This is a genomic window from Micromonospora sp. BQ11, assembly GCF_052068135.1.
Lineage (GTDB): Bacteria > Actinomycetota > Actinomycetes > Mycobacteriales > Micromonosporaceae > Micromonospora.
Map to the genome: position 1 here is coordinate 94,456 of NZ_JBQHDB010000005.1, position 25,402 is coordinate 119,857.

General features: G+C 71.3%; 26 protein-coding genes and 3 tRNA genes. 11 read left to right on the top strand and 18 right to left on the bottom strand.

The window, feature by feature from the left end:
* Positions 1-92 precede the first annotated feature (92 nt).
* Positions 93-515 carry a hypothetical protein gene (locus tag ACTMSW_RS12505; RefSeq protein ID WP_441180740.1) on the top strand — a complete coding sequence of 141 codons (423 nt, stop codon included), beginning with the start codon at positions 93-95 and terminating at the stop codon, positions 513-515.
* 455 nt (positions 516-970) lie between these two features.
* Here the strand turns inward: ACTMSW_RS12505 and ACTMSW_RS12510 are convergent, their stop codons facing one another.
* Complete coding sequence (locus ACTMSW_RS12510; protein ID WP_441180741.1) at positions 971-1,651, bottom strand: MBL fold metallo-hydrolase; 681 nt, start codon at positions 1,649-1,651, stop codon at positions 971-973.
* Positions 1,652-2,310: 659 nt separating this feature from the next.
* On the bottom strand, positions 2,311-2,874 hold the full coding sequence (locus tag ACTMSW_RS12515; RefSeq protein ID WP_441180742.1) for a dihydrofolate reductase family protein: 564 nt from the start codon (positions 2,872-2,874) through the stop codon (positions 2,311-2,313).
* 379 nt (positions 2,875-3,253) lie between these two features.
* Between ACTMSW_RS12515 and ACTMSW_RS12520 the strand changes: the two genes are divergently transcribed.
* Entirely contained in the window at positions 3,254-3,904 is a 651-nt protein-coding gene (locus ACTMSW_RS12520; RefSeq protein WP_441180743.1) for an HAD family hydrolase, read from the top strand.
* 51 nt (positions 3,905-3,955) lie between these two features.
* On the opposite strand, the gene ACTMSW_RS12525 is transcribed toward ACTMSW_RS12520, so the two are convergent.
* The 4 genes from ACTMSW_RS12525 to ACTMSW_RS12540 all read right to left on the bottom strand — a co-directional run bounded on the left by ACTMSW_RS12525 (position 3,956) and on the right by ACTMSW_RS12540 (position 4,527).
* A complete protein-coding gene (locus ACTMSW_RS12525; protein ID WP_441180744.1) occupies positions 3,956-4,237 on the bottom strand; it encodes a hypothetical protein in 282 nt (93 codons plus the stop codon).
* Positions 4,238-4,257: 20 nt separating this feature from the next.
* Positions 4,258-4,328, bottom strand: a tRNA-Cys gene (locus ACTMSW_RS12530).
* Between the two features lie 34 nt (positions 4,329-4,362).
* Positions 4,363-4,437: transfer RNA gene (locus tag ACTMSW_RS12535), tRNA-Arg, on the bottom strand.
* 16 nt (positions 4,438-4,453) lie between these two features.
* Positions 4,454-4,527, bottom strand: a tRNA-Leu gene (locus tag ACTMSW_RS12540).
* A 660-nt stretch (positions 4,528-5,187) separates the two neighbouring features.
* On the opposite strand from ACTMSW_RS12540, the gene ACTMSW_RS12545 reads away from it, so the two are divergent.
* Positions 5,188-5,388 (top strand): hypothetical protein, encoded by a 201-nt coding sequence (locus tag ACTMSW_RS12545; protein ID WP_441180745.1) that lies wholly within the window; start codon positions 5,188-5,190, stop codon positions 5,386-5,388.
* 340 nt (positions 5,389-5,728) lie between these two features.
* Here the strand turns inward: ACTMSW_RS12545 and ACTMSW_RS12550 are convergent, their stop codons facing one another.
* Together ACTMSW_RS12550 and ACTMSW_RS12555 are read right to left on the bottom strand one after the other, a co-directional pair.
* Positions 5,729-6,424, bottom strand: coding sequence for an HAD family hydrolase (locus tag ACTMSW_RS12550; RefSeq protein WP_441180746.1), 696 nt, complete (start codon positions 6,422-6,424; stop codon positions 5,729-5,731).
* Between the two features lie 17 nt (positions 6,425-6,441).
* Positions 6,442-7,131, bottom strand: a complete 690-nt coding sequence (locus ACTMSW_RS12555; protein WP_441180747.1) for a MerR family transcriptional regulator — start codon at positions 7,129-7,131, stop codon at positions 6,442-6,444.
* A gap of 101 nt (positions 7,132-7,232) precedes the next feature.
* On the opposite strand from ACTMSW_RS12555, the gene ACTMSW_RS12560 reads away from it, so the two are divergent.
* Positions 7,233-7,739, top strand: a complete 507-nt coding sequence (locus tag ACTMSW_RS12560; protein WP_441180748.1) for a DUF6194 family protein — start codon at positions 7,233-7,235, stop codon at positions 7,737-7,739.
* 15 nt (positions 7,740-7,754) lie between these two features.
* Here ACTMSW_RS12560 and ACTMSW_RS12565 read toward each other — a convergent pair whose 3' ends face one another.
* On the bottom strand, positions 7,755-8,396 hold the full coding sequence (locus ACTMSW_RS12565; RefSeq protein ID WP_441180749.1) for a hypothetical protein: 642 nt from the start codon (positions 8,394-8,396) through the stop codon (positions 7,755-7,757).
* A 217-nt stretch (positions 8,397-8,613) separates the two neighbouring features.
* Here ACTMSW_RS12565 and ACTMSW_RS12570 point away from each other — a divergent pair, with 217 nt between their 5' ends.
* Positions 8,614-10,452 carry a glycoside hydrolase family 15 protein gene (locus ACTMSW_RS12570; RefSeq protein ID WP_441180750.1) on the top strand — a complete coding sequence of 613 codons (1,839 nt, stop codon included), beginning with the start codon at positions 8,614-8,616 and terminating at the stop codon, positions 10,450-10,452.
* Here the strand turns inward: ACTMSW_RS12570 and ACTMSW_RS12575 are convergent.
* The 3 genes from ACTMSW_RS12575 to ACTMSW_RS12585 are packed head-to-tail and all read right to left on the bottom strand — an operon-like array spanning position 10,415 to position 12,888.
* Positions 10,415-11,197, bottom strand: a complete 783-nt coding sequence (locus ACTMSW_RS12575; protein WP_441180751.1) for a YqjF family protein — start codon at positions 11,195-11,197, stop codon at positions 10,415-10,417. The genes ACTMSW_RS12570 and ACTMSW_RS12575 overlap by 38 nt on opposite strands.
* A 57-nt stretch (positions 11,198-11,254) precedes the next feature.
* Positions 11,255-11,719, bottom strand: coding sequence for a MaoC family dehydratase (locus tag ACTMSW_RS12580; protein WP_441180752.1), 465 nt, complete (start codon positions 11,717-11,719; stop codon positions 11,255-11,257).
* The gene (locus ACTMSW_RS12585; protein WP_441180753.1) at positions 11,716-12,888 is read right to left on the bottom strand and encodes an acyl-CoA dehydrogenase family protein; all 1,173 of its coding nucleotides are present in this window, start codon (positions 12,886-12,888) and stop codon (positions 11,716-11,718) included. Before ACTMSW_RS12585 ends, ACTMSW_RS12580 begins: the two co-directional genes overlap by 4 nt.
* A 153-nt stretch (positions 12,889-13,041) precedes the next feature.
* Between ACTMSW_RS12585 and ACTMSW_RS12590 the strand changes: the two genes are divergently transcribed.
* From ACTMSW_RS12590 to ACTMSW_RS12605, 4 genes are read left to right on the top strand one after another with little or no spacing between them, the layout of a single operon-like run.
* Positions 13,042-13,728: a TetR/AcrR family transcriptional regulator gene (locus tag ACTMSW_RS12590; RefSeq protein WP_441180754.1), complete on the top strand. Its 687-nt coding sequence runs from the start codon at positions 13,042-13,044 to the stop codon at positions 13,726-13,728.
* A gap of 27 nt (positions 13,729-13,755) precedes the next feature.
* Positions 13,756-15,174 (top strand): aldehyde dehydrogenase family protein, encoded by a 1,419-nt coding sequence (locus tag ACTMSW_RS12595; RefSeq protein ID WP_441180755.1) that lies wholly within the window; start codon positions 13,756-13,758, stop codon positions 15,172-15,174.
* Complete coding sequence (locus tag ACTMSW_RS12600) at positions 15,171-16,244, top strand: alcohol dehydrogenase catalytic domain-containing protein (protein ID WP_441180756.1); 1,074 nt, start codon at positions 15,171-15,173, stop codon at positions 16,242-16,244. Before ACTMSW_RS12595 ends, ACTMSW_RS12600 begins: the two co-directional genes overlap by 4 nt.
* 31 nt (positions 16,245-16,275) lie before the next feature.
* Entirely contained in the window at positions 16,276-16,617 is a 342-nt protein-coding gene (locus tag ACTMSW_RS12605) for a nucleotide pyrophosphohydrolase (protein WP_441180757.1), read from the top strand.
* Positions 16,618-16,619: 2 nt separating this feature from the next.
* On the opposite strand, the gene ACTMSW_RS12610 is transcribed toward ACTMSW_RS12605, so the two are convergent.
* Positions 16,620-17,396 carry an SIR2 family NAD-dependent protein deacylase gene (locus ACTMSW_RS12610; protein ID WP_441180758.1) on the bottom strand — a complete coding sequence of 259 codons (777 nt, stop codon included), beginning with the start codon at positions 17,394-17,396 and terminating at the stop codon, positions 16,620-16,622.
* Positions 17,397-17,536: 140 nt separating this feature from the next.
* Between ACTMSW_RS12610 and ACTMSW_RS12615 the strand changes: the two genes are divergently transcribed.
* Positions 17,537-18,358 (top strand): endonuclease/exonuclease/phosphatase family protein, encoded by an 822-nt coding sequence (locus ACTMSW_RS12615; RefSeq protein ID WP_441180759.1) that lies wholly within the window; start codon positions 17,537-17,539, stop codon positions 18,356-18,358.
* A gap of 97 nt (positions 18,359-18,455) precedes the next feature.
* On the opposite strand, the gene ACTMSW_RS12620 is transcribed toward ACTMSW_RS12615, so the two are convergent.
* Both ACTMSW_RS12620 and ACTMSW_RS12625 read right to left on the bottom strand, forming a co-directional pair.
* Positions 18,456-18,737 (bottom strand): SCO0607 family lipoprotein, encoded by a 282-nt coding sequence (locus ACTMSW_RS12620; protein ID WP_441180760.1) that lies wholly within the window; start codon positions 18,735-18,737, stop codon positions 18,456-18,458.
* A 124-nt stretch (positions 18,738-18,861) separates the two neighbouring features.
* Positions 18,862-20,196, bottom strand: a complete 1,335-nt coding sequence (locus tag ACTMSW_RS12625) for a metallophosphoesterase (RefSeq protein ID WP_441180761.1) — start codon at positions 20,194-20,196, stop codon at positions 18,862-18,864.
* Positions 20,197-20,574: 378 nt separating this feature from the next.
* Between ACTMSW_RS12625 and ACTMSW_RS12630 the strand changes: the two genes are divergently transcribed.
* A complete protein-coding gene (locus ACTMSW_RS12630) occupies positions 20,575-21,027 on the top strand; it encodes a hypothetical protein (RefSeq protein ID WP_441180762.1) in 453 nt (150 codons plus the stop codon).
* Between the two features lie 173 nt (positions 21,028-21,200).
* On the opposite strand, the gene ACTMSW_RS12635 is transcribed toward ACTMSW_RS12630, so the two are convergent.
* From ACTMSW_RS12635 to ACTMSW_RS12645, 3 genes are all read right to left on the bottom strand, one after another.
* Entirely contained in the window at positions 21,201-22,295 is a 1,095-nt protein-coding gene (locus ACTMSW_RS12635; RefSeq protein WP_441180764.1) for a winged helix DNA-binding domain-containing protein, read from the bottom strand.
* Between the two features lie 106 nt (positions 22,296-22,401).
* Positions 22,402-22,740 carry a hypothetical protein gene (locus ACTMSW_RS12640; protein WP_441180765.1) on the bottom strand — a complete coding sequence of 113 codons (339 nt, stop codon included), beginning with the start codon at positions 22,738-22,740 and terminating at the stop codon, positions 22,402-22,404.
* A 417-nt stretch (positions 22,741-23,157) separates the two neighbouring features.
* The gene (locus tag ACTMSW_RS12645; RefSeq protein ID WP_441180766.1) at positions 23,158-25,287 is read right to left on the bottom strand and encodes an apiosidase-like domain-containing protein; all 2,130 of its coding nucleotides are present in this window, start codon (positions 25,285-25,287) and stop codon (positions 23,158-23,160) included.
* Between the last annotated feature and the right edge of the window lie 115 nt (positions 25,288-25,402).

Below are 25,402 nucleotides of genomic sequence, written 5' to 3' on the forward strand. Positions count from 1 at the left end.
GTGGACGGCGATCGAGACCGGGACCGGATTCGATCCGGCGCACCAGGAAGCCCGGTCTGGATCAAGCAACCGAGTGGCCCTATCCTGCCGCAATGCGGCAGAGCTGGCGGGTTTCTATGGTGGGGCGGGCTTTCGGCATCCTCGGTCTGGTTCTGGCCGGCGTCGCTGCCTCGGCCATCGTCGTCAGCGGGTTCGATCTTGCCGCGAAGATCGTCATTCTGGTGCCGATCGGGGGCTACGCGGCTCTTGCATACCTGAGCGCATTGCGCCCATCGATCACGTTGACCGACTCAGAGCTGGTGATCCGGAACAAGCTCAGGACGCACCGGATCGGTCTCCACACGATCGTGCGCGTGGACGCCGGCTATCACGGCATAGGCGTCCAGACAAGGCACGGCCAGGTGGTCCACGGTTGGGCTGTCCAGAAGTCGAACCTCGCCCGATGGCTCGGCCGACAGACTCGCGCGGACCTTGTCGTCGAAACGATCGAGAATGAGGTCAAGGCAAAGGGGTGAGTGCGGCGAAAATGAGCCCAGGGCACGGCGGTCGGACCGACCGTCCTGCAAGGTCATCCGGCCTGCTGAGGCTCGTCTCAGCCGGTTCGGCTGGCATGGTTGCTGCCTCGCGCTGTACGGTCTCGGCGGCGCGGACGACGTCGCGGGCTGCGGTCCTCAGTGAGCATTCCGGCGTCCGACCGATCCGGCAACGGCCGTCGGGTCCGTGCTGGTGATCGCGCAGGACGGCTCGGGCGGTAAGGGTGAGCCGGTTGCGGATCTGGGCCAGGGACAGGAACGGCAGCCAGCGGCAATGGCACGGTCGCGTACTTCGCCAACGACCTGCCGCAGCAGCAGGCCGCCGGCGAGAAAGACATGTGCGCTTCCCATGCACCGGTGACCAGGACGTACGCGGATGTCCTCCCGGCAGCAACCATGGTCACTCCGCGGATGTTCCGGATCGCCCCATGTAGCTATCAGCGGTCCGGTGTCCCGAGTATGACGGTGAGGCCTTCTTCGGCCGCCAGCACAACGCCGTCGAACTCCACCTGCGCGGCAGCCACTGCAGCAGCCCGGTCATTACCTGGCCAGAAGTGGGTGAGCATCAGCCGGCGGGCGCCGGCCCGACGAGCCCATAGACCGGCCTCGGTGGAGGTCATGAGGTTCCGTGTGAGCCGGCCGGACTCGCCGTCACGGTCGGTGGCCTCGATGATGAACAGGTCGGCGTCGCGACCGAGTTCAGCCAGCACCGGGGTCGGGCCCGTGTCCCCGGAGTAGGCCAAGGCGAACCCGTCGGCCTGAACCCGGATGCCCGCGTTCGGCACGTAGTGCGGTAGCAACATCCCGGTTAGCTCGAACGGCCCCAGCCGGTAACTGCCGGGCAGCAGGCGCACGTCGAAGACTTCGCGCAAGTCGACGTCGGGCTCCAGGCCACCGATCCGGTCGAGCACGCCCGCGGGGCAGAACAACGGCAGCCGTGACCGACCAGCACCACCGTAGAACCGCATCCGGAACAGCCCATGCAGGTCGATGCAGTGATCGGGATGCTCGTGGGTGATGACGACTCCGTCCACTGCACCATCAGGCCAGTGCGCGAGCAGCCGCGGCAGCGTGGCGTAGCCGAGGTCAAGCACTAGGCGATAGCCGTCCCAGTCCAAGGCGAAACCGCTACAGGCACGCCCTGGCTCAGGGAAGGCCCCACAACTACCGAGCACGGTGACTTGTTGCATTCGTACAGGATCTCAACCCGCCAGCGATCCGCCCGGCTCACCCTTGGAGCGTGGAGGCGACAACGAAAATCGAACCCCGCACCGTCAGCTTGGGAAGCGCCTTGAACCTTCCCACCTCCCTGGCCTGAGCTGGGGTTTCGCGCCAGAGTGCATCCCGTGGACACCGATGTTGTCTTTCGGTGGCCGGTCGGTGGGGCATGCAACGGGCACGTGGACCGCTTCGCCCCCCCAACGGATGACCATCAAGGGTTGACTGGCGGCATAAGCACCTGCTCGTAGGCCTAGGCGTGGAGCCCGATACGGTCGGTAGCCGCTGTCGCACTCCGCTCGATGCGTTACACGGGTGACTCCGGTTGACGGGTTACGCGGGCCTTGAGCATGACGGATACGGACGGGTGACGCCCACGGACCGCGAACACTGGTGTGCCAGTCATCCGGCTTCTGCTGAGAACGGTTCACTCGGTCGTGTGATGGACCTCCGATGCTTGGGAAGCAGCCCGCGAACGCATGGGTCTCACATGCGGCGGAGGGGTGGGCGGGCGCTCGTCACGCAGGCCGCAGCGCCCAGATCAGGGTGGTGACCCTGGTTAGTGGCCGAGAGTGCGGTAACGAAGGTGAACGACGCCGTTTCGGAATCGGCGCTCGTCAAGGAGCGCGAAGTCGGTGCGCACGCCGGTCGGCAGCCCCGGCTTGCCGCCTCCGACGGCCGTGGGCCAGACGAACAACTGGCACTCGTCAACCAGTTCAGCCCGCATGGCTTGCGCCGCCAGGTTGGCACCTCCAATGGTGATATCACTGTCGGCCGTGGCCTTCAGCTCGTGTACGACGGCGGGGTCGAAACGGCGCTCCAAGCTGGTGAGGGCCGTTGACACCGCGGTGAGAGTCGTGGAGTAGACGACCTTGTTCGCCGCTTGCCAGGCGCTCGCGAAATCAGCCGTGAGGTCGGACTGCGCGGCTAGAGCAGCGTCGGTTTCCCAGACAGCCATCATCTCGTACAGGCGCCGCCCGTACAGGAAAGTACCCACCGACCGCAGGAGGTCGGTGGTGAACGTGAATACCTCGTCGTCGCGCGGGAACCAGTCGAAGGCTCCGCTTTCGTCCTCGATATAGCCGTCGATCGACACATTGGTCACGCAGATCAGCTTTGCCATGCCTCTACCTTCCGGTGCACGTAGGACCCGATTGAGCATCACGGGTCGGGCAGACGTCTGCCGCCTCTCGCCCGTACTACGAACGACTCGGCCCGGATCCGACACCATCCCGAGAGAAAGTTCCACAGGATCGTTAGCGGGGTCGGCGCACGCCAGCGGTGTCCGCTTCTGCCGCTGACCGGGCGTCTTGACCGGCATCGGGGATGACATGCCCAGCCACAGACGGCATGCAAGTCACGCACGGGAACAGCGTTGACGTGGTCACGCAGGTCTTGCGACGGCATGGCATCGAGCAGGGCTCTGTGACCGTTGTCGGAGTAGATCTGGGCGCGTTGTCCGGCGGGGTCCGTCCACGTCTGCACTCCAATAGCCTGTCCGGATGATCGATCCAATCGGGCTTGTCATCTTCGACTGCGACGGGGTGCTGGTCGACAGCGAGCGCATCGCGGTCCGCGTCAACGTTGCACTGGGTGCGGAACTGGGCTGGCCGCTGACCGAGGCAGAGGTCATCGAGCGCTTCATCGGCCGGTCCAGCGCGTCCATCGGTGAACAGATCGCGGCCCGCCTCGGACAGGGCGTGGCTGCCACCTGGGCCGACCGGTTCGACCTGGTACACCGTCAAGCGGTGGACGCCGGACTGACCGCCGTCGACGGGATCCACGACGCCCTCGACGCGATCACGCTGCTGACGTGCGTGGCTTCCAGCGGTACGCACGAGAAGATGCGCCACACCCTGGGGCACACCGGCCTGTACCCACGCTTCGAGGGCCGCATCTTCAGCGCCACCGAGGTCGCCCACGGCAAGCCCGCCCCCGACCTGTTCCTGCACGCGGCGGCGACGATGGGTGTGCCGCCTACGGCGTGTGTCGTGGTCGAGGACAGCCAGTACGGGGTTCAGGCGGCCCGCGCCGCGGGGATGCGCTGCTTCGGCTTTGCGGGCGGACTGACCCCCGCGCACCGGCTGGAGGGCTTGGACACGGTGGTCTTCGACGACATGCGCAAACTCCCGGCGCTGCTGGATCTGGCCTGACCACGGGCGCAAACCTCTGGGCTCCGAACACCAGCACCGTCTACGGCAGGGTCAGACACCAGATCGTGGCGCGCTTCCATCCGTGAGGCCATCGAGAGGTGTCGCCGTCCTCCAGCGAAACTGGTGATCGGGCTCGTCGCGGTACTCCAGAACGCCGGCCTCCACCAGAGCGTGCAGCATGTCCCACAGCGCCTGGCCGAGTGGATCGTTCGACCAGAACACCCACTTGACCTGCTGGAACGATCGATCCGAGAACAGACCCAGCGATCGGCCCAACACGTACTGAGCGCCGTCCACGTCCGTCCATTCAGCGAGATCATCGGCCAGAGCCATGACACACAGCCTCACATCCGAGACCGGGGCCGGAATCGAACCGGCGTACTCCGCTTTGCAGGCGGCTTCCTCACCACTCGGACACCCGGTCAGTCCGCCCCCACCCGGACGGGTGGGGACAGCGGAGCCCCCTCGGGACGAATCGAACGTCCGGCCTCTTGATTCGTAGTCAAGCGCTCTGTCCGCTGAGCTACGGGGGCATGTGGTGCACGTACGTACCCGACCGCGGATTCGAACCGCGAACCTTCCCGCCCTGAACGGGACGCCTCTGCCAGTTGGGCCAGTCGGGCCTGGTGGTGTACTGCTGGTGCCGGCACCCCTGTCGATGGGGAACGCCGCAACGAGAAAGCCGCCCGATCCCCGGAAAGGGTGGGCGGCTTCGCGCTTCGCGCGGACGCTATCCGCGTCGCCACCCCGGCTTCCCGCTGCGCCGGCCGGCACATCGGACGAGGACTCGCCCGGCCGAGGGCAGCACGACACCGCCGCGCGACAGGAGCCGCGGGGTTTCGGCGTACGCAGACTGCTTCACGGGGAACTCCTCGGTGGTGCGGAATGGCCTTGCCCGTTCACGGTAGGCGTATCCCCGCGCAACGGCCAGCAATATTCGCTCCTGACCCGACGACGGGGACCTTCCTCGGACGAAGGAAGGACCCCGTGGCGGTCACGAACGTGGAGGCAGTTCCGATCCTCTAGGCCGCCGTCCCCATCGGGAGGATCACGAATCAGGACCGGCGCTACGGTAGCTGTATGAAACGTGGGAGACACCACGGCGTTCATGTCATGTCAATGAACCCGCTTCGGTTCAGAGCCATGGCGAGTAACCGAGGTCAACTGGGCCGGCATCTCCTACCGCCTGCGCCGACTGGTAGCCAATGGTCCGTCCGAAACACACCCACCACGAGTTTGCCGCGATTCCCGCGGACGAGCATGTCCAGCTACCGTAGTAGTAGGTGTACTCCTTCAGGGCTACGAATGCGCTGGAACTGAAGGAGGCGGATCTGTTGTTGCGCACGATCACCGCCCCTTGCATGCCTGTTCCGCTTGCCGACTTGATCGCGCAGACCTGCGCGACCACATTGGTGGCGAGCGTTTTCGTGCTGCCGCAACGCCAGGTGCTCGAGCTGGACGTGACCGGGTTCGTGTTGCCGTAAGCGATCCAGGTGCCGTCGTCCGCGGCTGCAGCGGGGGCACCGGTCCCCAGGTTCAGCCCCATCGCGGCAGTGATGACGACTGTCAGCCCTGCGGCCAACCGTGCAACTCGCATGTCGATCCCTTCCAGACCTGGTCCGGACGAGCCTGGGTTCCAGCGAGGCTCGTCGATTCACGATAGCTGACCTCGATTGACTTTCTGTGCCATCCCGTTGTGGTGGCAAGGCTCTGCCTACCGGCAGTAGTCACTGGTGCGACGGCGCCGGTTCATTATGCGGACGCGCAACGTTGGCCGAGGGTTGGTCGTCTCGATTCGACACCGGGCCGCACCGAAGCCGGACGCTACTCCGCCACCGTCCCCTCGGCTCGCTCCTGTTCCCTCAGGTGCGGTACCAAACCGGACAGGTCGGTGAGCACGAACGCCGCGAGGGCTCCGTCGGTGGCCGGCCGCCCGAGGCGGTTGACCCATCCGGCGCGGATGCCCGCCGCGTGCGCACCGGCCACGTCGGACCGGAGGGAGTCGCCGACGTGGACCACCTCGTGCGGCGCCAGCCCGAGCAGGTCGAGGGCCGCGTCGAACATCGCCCGGTCGGGCTTGTACGCGCCGACGTCCTCGCTGCACACGACGGCGTCGAAGGCCAACCCGTGGTGGGCCATCGCCGCGGCCAGGTCGTCGCGGTCGGCGTCGGAGACCACGCAGACCGGAACCGGGACCGAGGCGAGGAACGCGCGGCTGCCCGGCCGCAGGGGCGGGGACCGCCAGTACGCGAACTGCGCCGCGCACAGCCTGGCCGGATCGTCGCCGCAGCCGACCTCGGTCATCACCGCCGACAGACTGGTCAGGGCACTGTTCCGCAGGGGCCGGAAGGGTGGCCCCTCGGCGACCAGGTCGAACTCGCGCTGCCACGCCTCGACCACGTCCGGGGCGCGGGTCGGGGTCGACGCTCCCCGGGCGACCTGCCGGGCGATGTCGGCGACGACAGCGTCGTCGTCCTCGACCACCGTGCCGTAGAAGTCGAGCAGCAGCCCCTTGACCACCGTGGGCAGTGTAGGGGTCAGGCGTCGGTGCGGGGCAGGTCGAGGTAGTCGGCGAGCCGGCCGGCGGCCACCAGCATGGCGCGGCCCCGGGCGGTCAACCGCTGCCGCCACGCGTCCAGCGACGCGGCCAGGGGTGCCGCGCCCTCGGCGGCGCGTACCTGCCGCAGGACGGTCGCGATGTGGTCCAGCCGGTAGCCGCCCCGGCGCAGGAGGTGGGCCAGGTCGGCGTCGCGGACGTCGTCGGGCCGGTACAGGCGTTGCCGGCTGACCGGATCGCGGGACGGCACCAGGACACCGGCCCGTTCCCACTTGCGCAGGGTCGCCGGTGTCACGCCGAGCCGGTGGGCGAGGGCACCGACGGGCAGCGATCGGTCGGGCCGGCCCGCGACCGGTGCCGTGGTCAGCGCCTCGACCGTCGCGGCGACGGCGTCGAGCACCTCCCGGTCGCGCAGCAACTGCGCGTGGCTGTGGTCGATGGCGCGCAGGGCGCCGTCCACCTCGCCCCGGACGGCGGCGCGCATGATCTCGGCACTCGCCGCGTACCCGTGCGCGGGGACGAGGGCGAGATAGGCGCGCAGCGCGACGGCGTGCGCCTCGGTGTAGACGCGGTAACCGCTGGGTGTGCGCCGGGCGGCGGGGAGGACGCCGTCGTGCTCGTAGTTGCGGATCGCCTGGGTGGAGAGGCCGTGCTCGCGAGCGAGGTCCACCGGCCGGTACGCCTGTCGCGCGGTTTGAGCCTTCAGGGGAACTCCCGGAGCTGGCAGGCGATCGAAGTATCAACTGCTCGTTCAACGATACGGTGAAGGCCATGGCTTCCTCACCCGTACCCCCGGCATGGTCTTCCGACGACATCGCCGCGCGCATCCTCGCCCTGCCGCAGGTGGAGGTGCTGCGAGCGGACGAGGCCTCGGGGGCGCCTCCGGCGGCCTGGGGCGACCGCTTCTTCTACGTCGGCCCGGACCGCCGCCGGCCGTTCGCCACCATCGTCGAGCACGACTACGCGGGCTCCGACGAGGAATCCCGGCTCGACCGGCCCGGCGTCTTCCGGCTCAGCATCGAGCTTGGGCGCGAGGAGTTCACCCGCCGCTTCGGCTACCCGCCGGCCGAGTTCGACGGCCACCGCGCGTCGGTCGACTTCACGGCCCTCGACCGGGTCGTCCCCCACCCGGTGTACGGCGGGTACGCGTGGGCGTGCGTGCTCAACCCGGCCGTCGGGAGCCGGGACGAGGTGGACCGCCTGCTCGGCCGCGCCCACGAGCGGGCGCTGCGGCGGCACCAGCGCTCGCAGGATCGGGATCGGCACCGCGCGGACTGACGGGCGCCCCTGGAGTCAGCCGCCGCTGCCCTCGGCCGCCCCGTCCGGGGCGGTGCCGAGGAAGACGTGCTGGTGGCCGTACCCCGCATCGATGTTGATCTGGTCGAGTTGCGTGGCCGCGACCGCCCAGACGGTCGCGGCGCCCTCGGCCTGGCGTTTCGCCAGGTCGGTCAGCGCCGCGCGCTGGGCTGCGGGGGCGCCGACGGCGACGGCGTAGGTGTCGACGGCGAGGGACGCCTGGTCCACGGCGCTGCGCAGCCCGCCCCGGGCGACGTTGGTCGCGGTGGTGCCCGACGGCGGGTTGGCGAACGGCTCGGTCGCGCGGCGCACGGCCTGCTGCCACTCGCGGACCCTCGCGGCGTCCGCCGCTCCGGTGGCGATAGCGGTGAGGATCGGGGCGATCTCGTCGCGGACACGGCGGGCCGTGGCGGTGAGCTCGGTGATCTGCTCGGCGTCCCGGCGGGCCTCGGCCGCGCGGAGGTCGGCGATCGCGGCCTCGGTACCGTCCGGTCGCGCGAGGCTCCAGCCGCTCACCCCGCCGAGCAGGGCCACCGCAAGACCGACCGCGACGGCGACGACGACCAAGCGCGACCGGCCGGGTCCGCGACCGGCCGGGGCGTTGAGCAGGTACGACGGCTTGCCGGTGCGACGCGACACCCGCATCACCTCCTGTCGATGAGCGACGAGGGGCAGCCTAGCCGCCTTTCGTGGGTCACGTCGATACTTCCGGTCGTACGCGCGGGTACTTCTGTCGATGAGCGACGGAAGTCGGCGCCCGTACCCGGGTGGGTGGTGTGCGGGCGTCCGCGCCCCGACGACGGCTCCTCGTGTCTACGTTGCGATCTGAGGGTCGTGGGTGAGCGGGGAGGCCGGCATGCGGGGGTACGCACCGATCGAGGACCACGGCCTCATCGGTGACCTCCAGACCGCCGCGCTGATCACCCGCAACGGCACCGTCGACTGGTTCTGCGTGCCGCGCTTCGACTCGCCCAGCGTCTTCGGCGCGCTGCTGGACTCCGAGCGCGGCGGTTACTTCGGGATCGCCCCGGACGGCGTGCGCTACGTCAGCAAACAGCTCTACCTGCCCGACACCCCCATCCTGATCACCCGCTTCATCAGCGCCGACGGCGTCGCGGAGATCACCGACTTCATGCCCGTCACCGGTGAACGGCCGACCGACCGGCACCGACTGGTGCGGATGGTGCGGATGATCCGGGGCAGCATGCGCTTCAAGGTCGAGTGCCGCCCCCGGTTCGACTACGGCCGCCAGCGCCACGACCTGGAGGTCCGGTACGAGGGGTACGTCTTCCGCAACCCCTCGTGGGAGTTGACGCTGAACCCGGTCGGCAAGGTCCGGCGGATGCTGCGGGAACGGGAGGGCGGCGACGCCGCCGGAGACCTCGTCGGCTTCGTCACGCTCCAGGAGGGGGACACCGGCGGCGCGGTGTTGGAGTCGGCCGCCGCGCGTGGACCGCGCGTCATCCCGGTCGACGAGGTCGAGGTGATGTTCGAGCAGACCCGCGACTACTGGCGGCACTGGCTCGACCGGTCGCGGTACACGGGCCGCTGGCGGGAGATGGTGGAGCGGTCCGCGATCACGCTGAAGCTGATGACGTACGCGCCCACCGGCGCCATGATCGCCGCGCCGACCGCCGCGCTGCCGGAGGAGATCGGGGGCACCCGCAACTGGGACTACCGCTACACGTGGATCCGGGACACGTCCTTCTCGGTGCGCGCGCTGCTGGGGCTCGGCTTCACCGACGAGGTGAGCCGGTACATGAACTGGCTCGACCAACGCATCCGGGAAGCCGGCGACAATGCCATACCCCTGAAGATCATGTACCGGGTGGACGGATCGTCGGACCTGGAGGAGGAGGTCCTCGACCACTTCGAGGGGTACCGCGGGTCGGGCCCGGTGCGGATCGGCAACGGCGCGGCCGATCAGCTCCAGCTCGACATCCACGGCGAGGCCCTGGACGCGATGCACCTCGCGGACGAACAGGGCATCCGCGCGTCGCACCAGGTGTGGCGCAGCACCGTACGGATGGTCGACTGGGTCTGCGAGAACTGGGACCAGCCGGACGCGGGCATCTGGGAGAGCCGCAGCCACCCGCGCGACTACACCTACGGGCGGCTGATGTCGTGGGTGGCGTTGGACCGGGCCATCCGCCTGTCCAACCGCCACGGGCGCCCCGGCGACCTCCCCCAGTGGCTGCGGCATCGCGACGCCATCTACAACCAGATCATGCAGCGGGGCTACCACCGGGGCCGCCGTACCTTCGTGCAGAGCTACGACAGCGACGTCCTGGACGCCTCGCTGCTCATCATGCCGTCGGTCGGCTTCGTGACCCCCACCGACCCGATGTGGCAGTCCACCCTGCGCGCCATCGACCAGGACCTGGTGTCGGACAGCCTGGTCCACCGGTACAAGCCCTCCGCCGCGCCCGACGGGCTCCCCGGCGACGAGGGCACCTTCAACATGTGCACCTTCTGGTACGTGGCCGCGCTCGCCTGCTCCGGACGGCTGGAGGACGCCCGCCTCACGTTCGAGAAGATGTTCACCTTCAGCAGCCACCTACGCCTGTACGCCGAGGAGATCGCCCTCACCGGTGAGCAGATCGGCAACTTCCCGCAGGCGTTCAGCCACCTGTCCCTCATCACCACCGCCGTGGCGCTCAACGAGCTTCTCGACGCCGAGGGGCGGCGCCGGTAGCGGAGGCGGGCCGGCGCAGCGTGACCGGTGGGCCGAACCGGACCGGCACCCCGGGCGAGAAGAGCACGCTGGCCGGTGGTCCGACCGGTGCCGGCAGGCCGGCCGCGGCGATCAGCTCGTCGTCCAGGTGCAGCAGCTCGGCCCGGTGCAGGGGCCAGCGGGGATGCCAGTTCGGCAGGTGCAGCGTGCGCCCGTACGCCCGGGTGTGCAGCCCCCAGCGGGCCGTGACGAAGTGCTCCAGCGGGGTCGGCTCGGCGATCGGCGCGCCCACCCGGACCACCATCCGGCTCGTCGCACCCACCGGCCCCGGCCAGCGACGCCGGCACCGGTAGGTGTACCGGTCACCGTCGCGGTCCAGACCCATCGCCGACCACATGTACGGCAGCCCCAGCGTCACCCGGGCGACCAGCACCGGAACCAGCCGGGACGCGTCCAGCGACCGGAACACCACCGCGCGGCGGCCCGTGCCGTCGACCGAGTAGAGCCGGACGTTGGTCTCCCAGAACGTGCCGAAGTACGGCACCCCCGGCCCACGTCCGAGGCCCAACCCGATCATCCGGAAGCCGATCAGGCCGACGTGGGTGACCCCGTCGAGGGTGTCCGGGCGGGTGCCGGCGGGCAGCAGCGGCGCGACTACCTCCGGCGCGACCGCCCAGTGCAGGAAGGTCAGCGCCTCCCAGCGCTGGCGCAGGACCGCCCACCCGAACGCCTGCTCGGGTGCCACGTCGACCGGCTCGCTGTCCACGTACCCATCCTGCATCGCCGACGGGCGGTGCCGCCGCCATCGGGCCGACGGTGACGGTCAGCGGGCGGCGCCCCGGTAGAGGCGGCTGACCGCCTCCGCCACACAGACCGGCTTGCCGCCCGCGTCGCTCTCCACGGTCACCGCGGTGACCACCTGGACACCGCCGTCCACCGGGGACACCTCGCCGATCGTGGCGCTGGCCCGCACGGCGCTGCCGACCCGGACGGGAGCCGGGAACCGTACCCGGTTGAGGCCGTAGTTGACGCCCATGCCGACTCCCTCGACCCGGTACAGCCCGCCGACCAGCGACGGCAGCAGGGAGAGGGTGAGGTAGCCGTGCGCGACGGTGCCGCCGAACGGGCCCATCGCGGCCCGCTCCGGGTCGACGTGGATCCACTGGTGGTCGTCGGTGGCGTCGGCGAACAGGTCGACCCGGGCCTGGTCGATCCGGAGCCAGGGGCCCGGACCGACGGTCTCGCCCACCGAGGCGGCCAGGTCGTCGATGGAGAGGAAGGTCTTCATGCCAGGTGTCCTCCGATCTTCGTGTAGCCACGCAGCAGGTCGCGCGAGATGATCAGCCGCTGCATCTCGTCGGTGCCCTCGAAGATCCGGTAGAGGCGGACCTGCCGGTACCAGCGTTCGATGGGCAACTCCCGGGTGTAGCCCATGCCGCCGTGGATCTGGAGCACCCGGTCCACCACCCGGTTGACCATCCCGGCGGCGTAGAGCTTGCACATCGAGGAGGCGTGCCGGGGATCCATGCCCTGGTCCACCGTCCACGCGGCCCGCAGCACCAGCCAGCGGGCCGCCTCCAGCTCGGTCTCCGAGTCGGCGATCATCCACTGGATCGCCTGGTTCTCGCCGATCGGCCGGCCGAACGTCTCGCGGGTGTTGGCCTGGTCGATCGCCATCCGCAGGGCCCGCTCGGCGATGCCGATCGCGTGCGAGGGAATGGTGTAGCGGCCCTTGCCGATCCACTCCATGCCGAGGGCGAAGCCCTGCCCGATCTCGCCGAGGATGTTGCGCTCGGGCACCCGCACGTCGTCGAAGACGAGCGCGGCCGGGCCGCCCTCCCCCATCGTCTGGATGAACTCCGACCGCCAGCCCATCGCCCGGTCCACCAGGAACGCGGTGGCGCCACCCCGGCGGGCACCCAACTCCTGGTCGGTCACCGCGATGACGATGGCGAAGTCGGCGTCGTGCCCGCCGGTGATGAAGGTCTTCTCCCCGTTGAGCACCCAGTCGCCGCCGTCGCGGCGGGCACTGAGCCTGATGTTGGCCGCGTCCGACCCGGCGCCCGGCTCGGTGATCGCGAAGCAGCTCAGCCGCTCGCCCTCGATGGTGGGCAGCAGGAACTCCCGCTTCTGCTCCTCGTTGGCCTTGAACAGGATGTTGTCGGCCTCCCCGCCGAAGCGGAACGGCACGTACGAGCGGCCGAGCTCGGTCCAGATCAGCGACTGCGTGATCGCCGGCAGGTCCATGCCGCCGTACTCCTCGGGCGTGGCGAGGCCCCAGAAGCCGAACGTCCGGGCCTTGAGCTGAAGGTCGCGCAGCTCGCCGCGCTCCAGGCCGGGTCGGTGCGCCCGTTCCCGCCGCAGCAGCTCCTGCTCCAGCGGCATCACCTCCCGGGCGATGAAGTCACGGGCCGTGTCACGGATGGCCCGCTGCTCGTCGGACAACGCGAAGTCCATGTGTTCCTCCGGGGGTCGGAAGGAGCTGCGGAATCTGACTGGCACGGATCGATGGCCCATAAACTAGCGGCGTAAGTTTGATACCGTCCAGACCCCCGGTGGCAGAGTTTCCGCACCGGCCAGTCACGACCCCGAGCGCGGGAGGAGGACGCGATGCCCCGACCGCGGCAGGCGCTGCTCAGCCGGCAGCGGATCGTCGAGGCCGCCGCCGCGCTCATCGACGCCCAGGGCCTCGCGGGTTTCTCCACCCGGCGGCTCGCCGCCGAGCTGGGCGTCCGCGGACCGTCGCTGTACAACCACTTCGCCACCAAGGACGAGATCCTCGACGCGGTCGCCGACAGCGTCACCGCACGGGTGGACGTGTCGTTCTTCGGCCACGTCGACTGGCGGGAGGCGCTGCGCCGGTGGGGGCACTCCTACCGCGCGGCGCTGGCGGCGCACCCGCACATCGTGCCGTACCTGGCCCGGGGCCCCGGACGTCGGCCGGCGGCGCTGGCCATGGCCGACGCGGTCTACGGAGGACTGGTCGAGGCCGGCTGGCCACCGGCGCGGGCCACCCACATCGGCGCGCTCATGCGGTACTTCGTGGCCGGTTCCGCGCTGGGCTCCTTCGCCCGCGGCTTCGTCGAGGACCCCGGGCTCTACGCCGAGCAGTATCCGCACCTCACCCAGGCACACCGGCTCGCCGAGCACCAGCACCAGGTGGACGAGGGGGCCTTCGCGCTGGGCCTCGACGCGCTCATCGACGGGCTCTCCCGCACCTACGAGCAGCACGTCGGGCCGCTCCCGCCCCTGCCGACGGCCACGTCTGCGTACCAGGGTCCGTACTTGCACTGCTAGTTTGCGGCGACCGACGTGAGGAACGCGATGGATCTCGCACGGACCGACCTCTACCTCGACGGCCGCTGGGTCGCCACGTCCGACGGGGCGACACTGCCGGTGCACAATCCGGCGACCGAGGAGGTCGTCGCGACCGTACCCGCCGGTACCCCGGCCGACGTCGACCGGGCGGTGGCCGCCGCGCGGGCCGCCTTCGACGGGTGGGCCGCGACCGCGCCGGCCGAGCGCGCCGCACACCTGGACCGGCTGCACGCCGCGCTCACCGCCCGGGCCGACGAGATCGGCCGCACCATCGCCCTGGAGCTGGGCGCCCCGTTGAAGCTCGCCACCCGGGTGCAGGCCGGCCTGCCGCTGACCGTGCTGCGCAGCTACGTGGACCTGGCCGCCGGGCCACCGGCCGAGGAGACCGTCGGCAACTCGCTGGTGGTCCGGGAGCCCGTCGGCGTGGTCGGTGCGATCACCCCCTGGAACTACCCCCTGCAGCAGGTGATGGCGAAGCTCGCCCCGGCGCTCGCCGCCGGGTGCACGGTGGTGCTCAAGCCGAGCGAGCTGACCCCGCTGGTGTCGTACCTGCTGTTCGACGCGATCGACGAGGCCGGGTTCCCGCCGGGCGTGGTCAACCTCGTCACCGGCACCGGTCCGGTGGTCGGCGAGGCCATCGCCGCGCACCCCGACGTGGACCTGGTCTCCTTCACCGGTTCCACCGCGACCGGCCGGCGCATCTCGCACCTGGCGGCGGACCGGATCGCCCGGGTCGCACTCGAACTCGGCGGCAAGTCCGCCAACGTGGTCCTCGACGACGCCGACCTGGTCGCCGCGGTCAAGGTGGGTGTCGGCAACGCCTTCCTCAACTCGGGCCAGACCTGTACCGCGTGGACCCGGATGCTGGTGCACCGGTCCCGCTACGACGAGGCGCTGACGCTGGCCGCCAAGGCCGCGCAGGCGTACCGGCTCGGCGACCCGTTCGACCCGGACACCCGGATGGGTCCGCTGGTCTCGGCCACCCAGCGGGAGCGGGTCCTCGGGCACGTCGCCCGGGGGCTGGCCGACGGCGGCCGGCTGGTGGCCGGCGGGCCCGACGCCCCGGTGCCCGACCGCGGGTGGTTCGTCGCGCCCACCGTGATCGCCGACGTCGACCCGGACAGTGCGCTGGCCCAGGAGGAGGTGTTCGGTCCGGTGCTCGCGGTGATCCCGGTGGACGACGACGACCACGCCGTGACGGTCGCCAACAACTCCCGGTACGGGCTGGCCGGCGCGGTCTGGTCGGCCGACGAGGAGCGGGCGGTGCGGGTGGCCCGGCGGATGCGGACCGGCGCGGTGGACGTCAACGGCGCGCCGTTCAACCCGCTCGCCCCGTTCGGTGGCTACAAGCAGTCCGGCTTCGGCCGGGAGCTGGGCCGGTACGGGCTGGACGAGTTCCTCCAGACCAAGGCGATCCAGCGATGAGGGCGCTGCTCGCACGGGGTGTCGGCGCCCCGTTGGGCGTCGAGGAGATCGAGCTGCCCGCCACCGGTCCCGGCGAGGTCCGCGTCGCCATCCGGGCCGCCGGGGTCTGCCACTCCGACCTGTCCATGGTGGATGGCACCCTCGCCGCGCCGTACCCGCTGGCGCTCGGCCACGAGGCGGCTGGCGTCGTCGTCGAGGTCGGCCCGGACGTGACCCGGGTGGCTGCCGGAGCGCACGTGGTGCTGAACTGGGCGCCGCCGTGCCGGAGCTGCTGGTTCTGCGGGCACGGCGAGCCGTGGCTCTGCGCACGCCTCGGTTCGCCCGCCGCCGCGCGGGGCCGCACGGCGGCGGGCGAACCACTGCACGTCACGCTCGGCCTCGGCGCCCTCGCCGAGCAGGTGGTCGTGGGCGAGGAGGCGGTGATCGAAGTCCCCGCCGAGCTGCCCTTCGAGGCGGCGGCGCTGCTCGGTTGTGCCGTGCTCACCGGCGTCGGCGCGGTCCGGCGTACCGCGCGGGTCGCCCCGGGCGAGTCGGTCGCGGTGATCGGCCTGGGCGGGGTGGGGTTGTCCGTGGTGGGTGCGGCCCGCGCGGCCGGCGCCGCCCCGGTGTTGGCCGTGGACGTGGCACCGGCGAAGGCGGAGCTGGCTCTCGCGGTCGGCGCCACCGACTTCCTGGTCGCCGACGACACCATCAGCCGCGCGGTCCGGGAGCGCACCGACGGCCGGGGCGTGGACCACGCCTTCGAGTGCGTGGGGCGGGGCAGCACCATCCGTACCGCCTGGCGGGCGGCCCGGCGCGGTGGGCAGGTGACCGTGGTGGGCATGGGGGCCAGGGACGACGTTGTCCCGCTCAGCGCGCTGGAGATCTTCCACTCGGCCCGGACGCTGCGCTCGTCGGTCTACGGCTCGTCGGACCCGGACCGTGACCTGCCCGAGCTGGCCCGGGCGGTCCTCGACGGCAGTCTCGACCTCGGCCCGCTGGTCACCGACCGCACCTCCCTGGACGGTGCGCCGGCGGCGTTCGCGCGGATGGCCCATGGGGAGGGCGCCCGCACCATCGTCGTTCCCTGAGGCCGCCGTCGGAGTCTGGCACACTGCCTGCGTGACGAGCGACCACCTCACCGCCGCCGTGCGGGCGTTCGCCGAGGAGCGGGACTGGCAGCAGTTCCACACGCCGAAGAACCTCGCGATGGCCCTGGCCGGTGAGGTCGGCGAACTGCTGGCCGAGTTCCAGTGGCTCACGCCCGAGCAGGCAGGTCGGGTCATGGCGGACCCGGACGCCGGCGCCCGCGTCCGGGCCGAGATCGGCGACGTCATGATCTACCTGACCCGCCTCGCCGACGTCCTCGGCATCGACCTGGTCGACGCGGCGCTGACCAAACTGGACGAGGCGGCCACGCGCTATCCGGTCGAGCAGGCGAAGGGTTCGGCGGCCAAGCGTTGACCTCAGGCCCGGCCGGTCTCCCACGCCGCCCGGACGAGCGCGGGCAGGACCTCGGCCGCCCGACCGCGCAGGTTGACGGCGGCCACCGCGTCCAACGGTGTGCGCTGCGGGTTGACCTGGATCACCGCGGCGCCGAACCGCGCGGCCACCTGCGGGATCTCGGCGGCCGGGTACACCAGGCCGGAGGTGCCGACGGTCAGCAGGACGTCGCAGGAGGCCGCCGCCTCGACGGCCGTCTCCAGCGTCTCCCCCGGCAGCGCCTCGCCGAACCACACCACACCGGGCCGGATCGGCGCCGAACAGTGCCCGCAGGACGGCGGCGCCACACGCCGGCCGTCCGCGGGCTCGTCCACCACCGGGTCCGACACGGGCGCGGGGCGGGCACAGGCGGAGCAGCGCGGCGCGAACAGGCTGCCGTGCAGGTGCAACGGGTCGACCGACCCGGCCCGCTCGTGCAGGTCGTCGACGTTCTGCGTGACGACGACGGTGTGCGGGACGCGGGCCTCGATCGCGGCCACGGCCACGTGCCCCGCGTTCGGTAGTGCCCGCGCGACGGCGGTGCGCCGCCACTCGTACCAGCCCCACACGAGGGCGGGGTCGTCGTGGAACGCCTCCGGCGTGGCGAGCGCCTGCGCGTCGAACCGCTGCCACAGGCCGGTGAGGGCGTCGCGGAAGGTCGGCACACCACTTTCGGCCGACATTCCGGCCCCGGTGAAGACCACCGCCCGGCGGGCCTGCCGAAGCAGGTCGGCGGCCTCCCGTACGCCCGGGTCCGTCATCTGCCGTGCTCCTTCTCATCGCGGCCTCGGTGCGGTGAGAACTGACGGTATCGCGGCGCCCGCCGCTCGCAGGAGCCACGCGTGGGTTGCCGCGCCCCGGACGCGATACGCTTCGCGCCAGCCCATCCCGAGGCGGGTGCATGGTGAAGTCTCCGTACCGCGGTCTGCGACGAGCGGCGGCCGTCCTGCTCCTGACCGCCGCCGTCGCGGTGCCGGCGGGGTCGACGACGGCGGGCACCGAAGGGTCGACGTCGCTGCGGGTGCTCCAGCTGAACCTGTGCAACAGCGGCCGGGCCGGCTGCTACACGGGTCGGTCGGCAACCCGGGCCGTCGAGGTGCTGCGCGCCGAGGAACCGGACGTGGTCACCCTGAACGAGATCTGCCAGGACGACGTGGCGCCCCTGAAGCGCGCGCTGGCCGACGTCCGCGACGGCGGCACCGTCGTGTCGGCCTTCCAGGCCGCCGGGGACCGGCCGAGCGGCGGCCCGACCCGGTGCCGCAACGGGCAGCCGTACGGCATCGGACTGCTGGTGGTCACACCACGTGGAGGGCACGTGGTGCATGCCGGCATCCACCCGACGCAGGACCTCGCGGACCCGGAGGAACGGGCCTGGCTCTGCGTCTCGGTCACCGGCCTCCACGCCTGCACCACCCACCTGGCGGCGTTCGACACGACGGCGGCGCTCGGCCAGTGCCGCCACCTGTTCGACACCATCATGCCGACCGTTCGGTCGACCGAGCCCGGCCGACCCCTCGTCCTGGGCGGCGACTTCAATCTCCGACAGGGCGGCTCACCCGACGTACGGTCCTGCCTGCCGCCCGACCACCCCCGTGCGGACGACGGCGCCGTGCAGCAGGTCACCGCCACCACCGACCTCACCGTCCAGTCGAGCAGGTCGATCGACATGGGCGGGAGCACCGATCACCCCGGCATCCTGGTCACCCTGACGTCGGCCCTCTGACCGGGATCGGGGCTCAGCTACCCCGGAAAACGTCCTGCTATGCCGCCACCAGGAAGTCGCCGCGCGCCGTGGCGGAGGAACGTCGTCGGGGCGGCGTTCAGCCGCTGACCTCGCGGCCGTTCTCGTCCACCATGTGCTCGGCCCAGTACCGGTCCCACTCGTCGCCGACGTGCTGCGGAACCTTGCCCTCGGGGAACCGCACGAAGCCGGCGGGCGGTGCCTGGCCGTCCTCGACGCAGGCCCGGCCGGTGGTGCTCCGCACGGCGGCCACCGGATACTCGCCCGAGGAGCAGATCGACTCGCGGAACGCGCAGCCGCCCGCAAGGACGATTCCCGCCACGCCCGCCACCGTCAGTACGGCCACCGTTCGTCGACCCATGACCTGTCGCCTCCCTCGTCGCTTCGGACAGTCTCCCCGCCCGGACCACCGGGGGCCTCGGTACGCGTACTCAGAGGAGCCGGCCGAGACAGTACCTGGCCGTCCGGACGCGGACGGGAAGCGGTCAACGCAGGGGGATGACGATCGGCTCGTCGGTCACCGTCCCGTCGATCCGCCGCCGGGCGACGGGGACCGGTGCGGCTCCCGGCGGCGTCGGCCCGTACGGGATGACGACCAGCCGGTCCGGCGTCACCTGCACGAGCAGGCAGTGCGGCACGGCGGCCCAGGACAGTGTCCCGGCCTCGGCGAGACGGGTCGGCGTCCCCTCGTCCAGCTTCCCGCCCGCGCCGGACACCACGTACTGCAGCTCGTCGACCTGCCCGTGCTGGAAGTTGTGCTCGTGGCCGTGCAGGGACAGCCGGACGCCGCTGCGCCGGTAGAGCGGCACCAGCCGTTCCAACTGCTCCGGCATGGACTCGTGGTGGGGTCCGGCGCAGTAGGCAGGGTGGTGCGAGAACGGCACCTGCCACACCGTCTCTCTGCTGGCGAGGGTCCGCTCCAGCCACCCGCGCTGCCCGGGCTCGTCGAACCAGTGCAGGCCCCGCGTGGCTCCCCAGGTGGTGTCGACGCAGACCAGTTCCAGGAGCGCGCCGACCCGCAGCCGGTAGAACAGCCCGGGGTCGATCGACGCCCGCCCGGACTCCTCCCGCGGCCCGAACCGGCTGCGCAGGTAGAGGTTGTCCTCCAACTGCTCCCGGTCGTCGCTGGCCTCGGTGTCCGAGCTGTCGTGGTTGCCGGCGGTCGGGTAGAACGGGAGGTGGTCCCACAGGTACCGGTACGGCTGGAAGAAGGTGAGCCACCAGTCCTCGTCGAAGGCGCCGGTGGCGTCCTGCGGGCCGCCCGGCCCGTGGTAGATCGAGTCGCCGAGACCGACGACGAACCGGACATCCATCGCGTCTGCCAACCGCTGCATCGTGCGGGCGACGGCGAGCTGCCGTACCCCGTCGGCACCGGCGGCGATGCCGACGCCGAAGTCACCGACGGCGAGAAAGGTCACCGGGTCCGGCTCCGAGGCCGCGGCGTGGGTCCGTAGCCGCTGGTCGAGCGGCCGCCATGCGGCGCCCAGCGTCCCCGGCGCCCAGTCGAAGCGCTCCCCCGCGCCCCACGGCTCGCCGTCGACGAGCACCCGGTACCGGTACGTCGTCGCGGGACGCAGGCCCTCCACCCAGGCGTGGTTGGCGTCGTCGGTGACGGCCCTGCCGACGATCGCCCCGTCGCCGTCGATTACTTCCACCACCGCCCGGCCGCGCGGCTCGGAACGGACGCCGAACGTCTCCCCGGTCCGCTCCGCCCGCCATCCGCCCTTGTGCTTCCCCAGTTGGAAGCCGCCCCAGGCGATCAGCGCCGCATCGTCGGTGACGTCGACCAGCTGGACGTACGGCTCGAAGTGTGTGCCCACCACCGTGCGGTACCCGCGGCGGCGGCCGAGGGAAACCCGATCACGCGGTGGGCGGCGCATCGGGGTGCTGCGGCAGGCCGGTCACGGTCGCCGGTCGCCATCCCGGCAGGGTCCGGTTCCCGCACGGGAGGGAGCGTCTCCCCCCTCGGAAGGGATGGATTGCGTTCCGGTATCGCCGACCGTTGAGGTCACACAGGGCTGCGGCACCGCGGCCGGATCGGGAGGACGACCATGCGCAGAACAGTTGGATGGGGCATCGCTGCGGCGATGGTATTCACGGCGGCACCGGCGGCGGCTTCGGCCGGGGCAGCGGACCGCGGACCGGCGCGGGTGAAGGGATCGGCGGAATTCGTTCTGCCGTACGGACACGACGGTGACGTGCGCTCGTTCGCCTTCGACGCCCGGTCGGCGCCGTACAGCCGTCCGATCCCGCTGCCCGGAGGGGAGCAGGGTTCCCCTGCGGACGCGACCGGCACGGTGCGGGTCGCGCACTGGCTGGCCACGGACAACATCACCGTGCGGTTCGAAGCGGCGGTCGACTGCATGATCACCAGCCCCGGCCATGCGACCCTGACCGCCATCGTCACCCGCGCCGACGAGAAAGCCGGCGACTTTCTCGGCAAGCGAGTCGGTTTCAGCGTGCAGGACGGCGGCCGGGGCCGCGACCGGGTCGGCTTCACCTGGTCGGCCAGCGCCGACCAGAACGAGGCGGGCCAGTGGGGCCCGGCCCGAGTGGGCACCTGCCTGGCGCCGGCTGCGTTCGCCACGGTGACTCGCGGGGACTACACGGTGCGGCACGCCGAACTGACGGCGCCGCCTGCCGGGCGCTGACCTGGGCCCCGCCGTAACCGGTCACGGCGGGGCGGGAAGACCGCTCCGCCGTCGACCCCGCTCGGGTGGATGGGCGGACCGGGGCTGCCGCTGCTGGCGAACCACCCTCCGACCCACCGGCTGCGGCTGATCAGCTGAGCCGGCCTCCCGCCGCCTCGCCGCCCACACACGCGTCAGGCGGCCATGATCGAGACGCGGCGGTCGCCTCCGGGCTCGGGCTGGAACATGGTCAGCAGACTCTCGCCTTCGGCGACGACGGCATCGCGTTCGCCCGTCGTGAGCACCCGCAGTGGCGTGATCCGCAGCGTCGCCGCGCCGTCGTCGACGGTGACCGCCCAGGTGCCGCAGACCCGGCCGTCGACCAGCAGGAACCGAGCACCCGTGACGCTGAGCCCGCGATGCTCGGTGTCGATGACCCGGCTGCGGTCGTCGTAGCCGAGCACCGCGTTGTCGAACGCCGGCAGGAAGCGCGGTGGCGCCGGGGTCTCCGGGTCGGGCAGCGCTCCGTCGGGCACATCGAGCAGCTCGCGGCCGCGCTCGTCGCGGAACGTCCGCAACGACGGTCGCAACCGCTGGACGGACTCCCGCAGCCCGCTCAGCCCCGACCAGGCCCGGATGTCAGCGCTGGCCGCCGGGCCGTAGGCGGCGAGGTAGCGCAGGACCAGCGCGTCGACGGTGGCCGGCGACTCCGGCTCCAGCGGCTGGCCCAGCCACGCCTCGACGGTGGTGTTGTACGCGGCCCCGCGCTCGCCCCAGACACCGCGGGGTGGCACCTGCACGAGCGGCAGGAGCGTGCTGAGCGCGTCACCCAGCCAGCGCGGCTCCACTCCCGGCCAGCGGTCGGCGATCGCGCGGGCCGCCTCGGCCAGCATGCGCGGCCGCTCCTCGAACAGCGGCCGGCCCGACCTCGCCAGCTCGTCGAGGTCGACCCCGGGCAGCACCCGGCGCAGCGTCGACCACATGCGTGAGACCAGCATCGCTTGATGCACCGGCCGCAGCGCGAGGCAGTCGCGCGCGGTCACCAGGTGCAGGGTGCGGCGCATCAGCAGCGTACGGACCGCCCGGCGGTCCAGCAGCAGCTCGGCCAGCGCCCGCGGCTGGAAGCCGGCCAGCCGGCTCCACAACCCGACGTACGGCTCCAGCGGCTCCTGCGCCTGCAACCCCACCAGGTGCTCAAGCGCGTCGGCGACCGGCATGCCGTGCCGACGCAGCAGGAGCTGGCGGGCCAGGAGTGCCCGGTTCAGCGCACGGCGGTCGAGCACGCTCATGGCGCTGACGCTATCGCCCACCTCAGACACCTTTCCGCAGTAGGCAGCCCGGTGGGTCCTGGTGCCCGGCCACCACGGTCGCGCCCGCGACCCGCGTATTCCTCTGCTACCAGGCCTTTCCGCGGATCGGGGGCACGTCGAGGTCGCGCTCGCCGCCGCGGTGCTCGGCGAGCAACTGCCGACGGATCGCACGCCAGGCGACGCGCTCCTGCCGGCGGCCGAGCCTGCGGTGCGACTGGAAGGTGCAGAGCTGACAGCCGCAGAGGTTCGGAGCCTGGGCCGACGGCTGCCGGTAGCAGCGAGTGCGGCCCCAATCGGGCGAGGCGAGGAAATCGTCAAGGTCGCAGGGGCCACAGCCGTGGTCGTGGATGTCGGTGAACCACCGACGGATCTGCGGGTCGCGCTGCTGAACCCGCTCGGGTCGGTGAACGTCGGTACGGGACACGTGACGACCGCCTTCCGGCCGCCCGCACACGGTGCGCGGGACTAACGCCTGGCTGACATGTCGATCACCTCCGTGGGCTGGGCTGCACGCCGGTACGCCAAGTGGAACCTCCGGCGTGGTGGAGAGCCACCATCGCGTTGCGCCATGCATGCTAGGCCCGGCCTCCGACAGACCCACACGCGCCGTCCGCAGGCCCATCGGGCAGCGCTACTCACCGGGTCGGCACTGGCCCGAGCCCGTTGTGGCGGCGGGTGATGGAGGACGATCCGGCGGCGCGGGTGGCGCTGGCGTCGGGTGAGGGTGGACCCGGCTACCGCCGAAGCAGTGCCAGGCGACCCTGCCGTGCACGCTGATCCGTTCTGGCGGTGCGCCGGCGCCCTGCCCCGGTCGGGAGGGCGCCGGCGCTCGTACGTCACGTCAGGCGGTGGCGCGCTGCCACTGCTGGTTGGTGGCACCTGTGGTGCTGCAGGTGTACTGGATGAGGCCGATGCCGTTCTCCAGCGACGCTCCCGGCACATCGAGGCACTTGCCGCTGTGCCGGGCGATGATGTGCAGGTAGCCGCCGCCCACATCGGTCAGCGACCATTGCTGATTCGTCGCGGCGCCACACGCGGACTGCGTGATGGTGGCGCCGTTGCTCACTGACGCACCGGTGACGGTGGCGCACTGACCGGTTGCGCGGTTGACCAGGTTGAAGAAGCCGCTGGCGCCGGTCGGGCGGACCTCCCACTGCTGGTTGAGGCCGGTGGTCGGGGCGTTCTGCGCGACGGTGTTCGTCCCGCTGAGGACCTCCACGCGCTTGAGGCTCCGACGGGAGGTGAGCGTGGAGTACGTGGTGCTGCTGGCGGTCGGAGTCACCGCCGCCGAGGCGGCCGACGCGGGCCCCGTGCCGACCGCGTTGGTCGCCGTGACCCGGAACGTGTACGCCGTGCCGTTGGTCAGCCCGGTCACCGTGCAACTGGTCGCGCCGGTCGTCGTGCAGGTCCCGGCGGGGGTGCCGGTCACCCGGTAGCCGGTGATCGCCGAGCCACCGTTGGACGACGGTGCCGTCCAGCTCACCGACACCTGTGCGTTGCCGGCGACACCGGTCACCCCCGTGGGCGCACCGGGCAGGGTCGGAGCCGATCCGGACTCCAGGATCAGCAGCCAGTCGTTCATGCCCTGGCCGTTGTCGCCGGGGCTGGTGAAGACCCGTGAGCCGGAGTTCGCGAACGTTCCGATGGTGGCGTAGGTGCCGTTCGCCGGGTTGAACCACTTCGCCGACACCGAGCTGGTGCTCAGCCTGGCCATGTTGACCGTCAGGGAGCGGGCGCTGGTGCCGGTCGATGGGATGTAGGCCATCACGAGGGTGCCGTCGGCGGTGCGCGCCGCGGTCACGTAATCGGCGCCCCCGATGCTGGTGCCGTTGTTGAAGGTGCCGAACCCTGCCGTGACGGTCGTGTGGGTGAAGTCGGGGACGAGGTTCCACCAGGGCCTGTCGATCATCACCCTCGCGGCGTGGCCGGCGCTGACAGCTCCCCGGTCGTTGAGATGGTTCTGCCAGGTCTGACCGCTGCGGGCGAACACGGAGTCGTTCACGGGCCAGATGTCACGGTTGCCGTAGGCGAACCCGGCGGCGCCGCTGAGCGTGGGCCAGTACTGCTCGGCCCGCACGTACGCCGGCGACGCGCCGTCTCCCTCGTAGCCGCTCTCGATCATCACGAACGGCATGGCGGGGCTGCGCAGGTAGGCGTCCTTCGACACGGCGTAGACGTACCGGGAGCCGCTGCCCTTCTCCGGGTAGTACGTGTAGACGGTGCTGAGGTTCAGCCATGGTGCGTTGCTGCTGTAGACGACCCGGCCTTCACCACCCGGGGCGGTGTGCGCCGTTATCGGGACCGTCGCGTTGACGCTGCGGATGCCGTTCGCGATCGCGTTGATCCGGTCCCGGGTGGTGGCGTCCGGGTTGGCGTCGCCACCCATCTGGAATATGACGTTCGTGCGGGTGCCGGTGGCGTAGCGCCGGGCGATGAACTGCCCGAAGCCGGTGGCGGCGGAGATGCTGTTGCTGGCGAGCTGCCCGGCGCCCCACTCCTCGTTCCGGTAGCCCAGCCAGACCAGGCCCATGTTGACCGCCAGGCCGCGGGCGGCGGCCTTGTCCACGAAGGCGTCCATGTGTGCCCACCACGCTTCGTTCGGGGTGGAGAGGTTGCCGGCGGAGGTGAACGGCAGGTGCCCGGCGCGGTTGCGCTCGGTCCAGTGGTGCGGCGCCATCACCATGACGGCGGTGAAGCCCTTGGCCCTGCGGTTGTCGAGGTAGAGGTCGAACTCCGCAGCGGTGGCGTTCTCGAGCATGAACCAGCCGGTGTCGGCGGCGAGGTAGTAGGGGTTGTTGTTGGCGTCGACGAGGTAGCGCGCGGTGGGGCCGACCTTGAGCGGGAACACGGTGGCCGGCGCTGCGGCGGCGGTGCCGGCCGACGCCACGGCGAGGATACCGGCGGTCACCGCCAGCACGATGGCGGTGAGGACCGCCACCATCCGATGCGACAGGCGGGTGATGAGAGGCATGGTTTCTCCGGGGGTGCGGGGCGAGCGGTGGGGGTTCGTGCGGCGTGCGCGGCGGCATCCGTAGTCCGAAGGTCGCGGTATGCCGCCACGTGGACTGCAGGTCGGTGGCGGTGTG

Excerpts from the sequence above, each read along its gene's own strand:
- ACTMSW_RS12505 (WP_441180740.1), top strand. The coding sequence starts at position 93 with ATGCGGCAGAGCTGGCGGGTTTCTATGGTGGGGCGGGCTTTCGGCATC.
- ACTMSW_RS12515 (WP_441180742.1), bottom strand. The coding sequence starts at position 2,874 with ATGGCAAAGCTGATCTGCGTGACCAATGTGTCGATCGACGGCTATATC.
- ACTMSW_RS12520 (WP_441180743.1), top strand. The coding sequence starts at position 3,254 with ATGATCGATCCAATCGGGCTTGTCATCTTCGACTGCGACGGGGTGCTG.
- ACTMSW_RS12525 (WP_441180744.1), bottom strand. The coding sequence starts at position 4,237 with ATGGCTCTGGCCGATGATCTCGCTGAATGGACGGACGTGGACGGCGCT.
- ACTMSW_RS12560 (WP_441180748.1), top strand. The coding sequence starts at position 7,233 with ATGGCTTCCTCACCCGTACCCCCGGCATGGTCTTCCGACGACATCGCC.
- ACTMSW_RS12570 (WP_441180750.1), top strand. The coding sequence starts at position 8,614 with ATGCGGGGGTACGCACCGATCGAGGACCACGGCCTCATCGGTGACCTC.
- ACTMSW_RS12580 (WP_441180752.1), bottom strand. The coding sequence starts at position 11,719 with ATGAAGACCTTCCTCTCCATCGACGACCTGGCCGCCTCGGTGGGCGAG.
- ACTMSW_RS12585 (WP_441180753.1), bottom strand. The coding sequence starts at position 12,888 with ATGGACTTCGCGTTGTCCGACGAGCAGCGGGCCATCCGTGACACGGCC.
- ACTMSW_RS12590 (WP_441180754.1), top strand. The coding sequence starts at position 13,042 with ATGCCCCGACCGCGGCAGGCGCTGCTCAGCCGGCAGCGGATCGTCGAG.
- ACTMSW_RS12595 (WP_441180755.1), top strand. The coding sequence starts at position 13,756 with ATGGATCTCGCACGGACCGACCTCTACCTCGACGGCCGCTGGGTCGCC.
- ACTMSW_RS12600 (WP_441180756.1), top strand. The coding sequence starts at position 15,171 with ATGAGGGCGCTGCTCGCACGGGGTGTCGGCGCCCCGTTGGGCGTCGAG.
- ACTMSW_RS12610 (WP_441180758.1), bottom strand. The coding sequence starts at position 17,396 with ATGACGGACCCGGGCGTACGGGAGGCCGCCGACCTGCTTCGGCAGGCC.
- ACTMSW_RS12615 (WP_441180759.1), top strand. The coding sequence starts at position 17,537 with ATGGTGAAGTCTCCGTACCGCGGTCTGCGACGAGCGGCGGCCGTCCTG.
- ACTMSW_RS12620 (WP_441180760.1), bottom strand. The coding sequence starts at position 18,737 with ATGGGTCGACGAACGGTGGCCGTACTGACGGTGGCGGGCGTGGCGGGA.
- ACTMSW_RS12635 (WP_441180764.1), bottom strand. The coding sequence starts at position 22,295 with ATGAGCGTGCTCGACCGCCGTGCGCTGAACCGGGCACTCCTGGCCCGC.
- ACTMSW_RS12645 (WP_441180766.1), bottom strand. The coding sequence starts at position 25,287 with ATGCCTCTCATCACCCGCCTGTCGCATCGGATGGTGGCGGTCCTCACC.